The organism is Streptomyces sp. NPDC048331 (genome assembly GCF_043201215.1).
Lineage (GTDB): Bacteria > Actinomycetota > Actinomycetes > Streptomycetales > Streptomycetaceae > Streptomyces.
Map to the genome: position 1 here is coordinate 1 of NZ_JBICYT010000091.1, position 1691 is coordinate 1691.

Here is a 1691-nt window from a genome sequence, read left to right on the forward strand (position 1 = left end):
ACCCAAACCCCCCCCACCCCCCGCCCCAAACACCGCCAAACCATGCCTGCGGGGGGGGGTGGGGGGGGGGGGCGCGCCCCCGCCCCCCCCCCCCGGGGGGCCGGGGCCCCCCCCCCCCCCCCCCCCCCCCCCCCCCCCCCGTGCGTGTGCCGGGCGCGTGCGGCCGCGTACGTACGGGTACGGGTACGGGCTCCGGTCGGCGCGTGACGGGCCTCAGAGGCCCTTCTGCGCCGCCAACTCCCGTGCGGCCTCGGTGAGGTCCTTCGCGGTGTCGATCGCCCGCCAGTAGGCGCCCTGCGGCAGCGGGAAGCCCGCGAGACGCCGCTCACGGGCCAGGCGCGGGAACGTCGAGCGCTCGTGGTCGCCCAAGTCCGGCAGCAGCGCCGCGAATTCGGGACTGAAGACGTACACGCCGGCGTTGACGAGGTAGGGCGACGGCGGGGCCTCGATGAAGTCCAGTACGTGCCCGAACTCGTTGGTCTCCACGACCCCCCACGGGATCCGCGGCCGGGCCAGAGCGAGCGTGGCCACCGCGTCCCGCTCGGTGTGGAAGGCGGCCATCTCGCGGAGCGAGAAACGGGTCCACACGTCGCCGTTGGTCGCGTACCAGGCCCCGTCGGGGTGCGGGAGGTGCCGGGCCGCGTACTTGAGGCCGCCGCCGCGGCCCAACGGCTCCTCCTCGACCACCGTGGTCACGCGGAGCGGCAACCGGGCCCCGGCCAGCCACTCCTGGAGCACCTCGGCCAGGTGCCCGCAGGAGACCACGGCGTCCGTGACCCCTTCGGAGGCCAGCCAGGCCAACTGGTGCCCGATGATCGGCAGCCCCGTCCCCGGGATCTCCACCATCGGCTTCGGGCGGTCGTCCGTGTACGGCCGCAGCCGCGAACCCTGGCCGCCCGCCAGGACGACGGCCTGGGTGGGGGTGGCGGGGAACGCGGCTGCGGAGGGCGCGGGTGGTGCGGATCGGTGGTCGTCGGTCATGACGGCCAGCGTAGGGACGTGACGAGCGTCAGCCCATGGAGGCGACGCCGGAGGCGTACGAGGTGTCGCAGACGGGCCGGGAGTAGGACTGGGCCTTCGTCGGGCCGTACGCGTCCACGGCGGCCCGCCCCAGCGCCCGCGCGATCCCCACGCAGTGCTCGGCGAGCGAGGGCCGCTTGTCGACCTCCTGCTGGAGGTGGGTCAGGACGTCGTCCGGCCGCTCGCCCTGCTGCAGCTCACCGACGAGCTGGTCGCGCAGCACCTCGTGCGCGGCACGCGGCTTCGCGGGGACGGAGACGTCCTCGGCGGCGGCGGTCAATACCTGGGAGGACGAAGTGTCCGCCCAGGGGACCATGGTGACCGCGAGGGTCCCGGACAGGACCAGGACGACGGGCAGGACCAGGGCGAGGGAACGGCCGATACGGCGGGCAGTGTGGGTCACGAGGGCGAGAGTAGCGCTCGGTGAAGATTTGGCGACATTTAGTCACCCTGTCGGGGGATGGTTCGACGTGGTTTTTCGAATTAAGGGTTGACGGCTGGGGCCGAATGGCCCGGTCTGCCGGGGTTCCGGCCGCGGCGGCGGACGGCGAACGGACGCCGGAGGGGGGGGGGGGGGGGGGGGGGGGGCCCCCCCCCCCCCCCCCCCCCCCCCCCCCCGCGGGGGGGGGGGGGGGGCGGGCGGGGCGGGGGGGGGGGGCGGCCATAGGTGG

2 protein-coding genes are annotated in these 1691 nt (G+C 75.5%); both read right to left on the minus strand.

What is annotated here, in order from left to right:
- Nucleotides 1-213: 213 nt before the first annotated feature.
- Nucleotides 214-981, minus strand: coding sequence for an NDP-sugar synthase (locus ACGFYY_RS42140; protein ID WP_393717913.1), 768 nt, complete (start codon nt 979-981; stop codon nt 214-216).
- A gap of 28 nt (nt 982-1009) precedes the next feature.
- Entirely contained in the window at nt 1010-1423 is a 414-nt protein-coding gene (locus ACGFYY_RS42145) for a hypothetical protein (RefSeq protein ID WP_365276944.1), read from the minus strand.
- Nucleotides 1424-1691 lie beyond the last annotated feature (268 nt).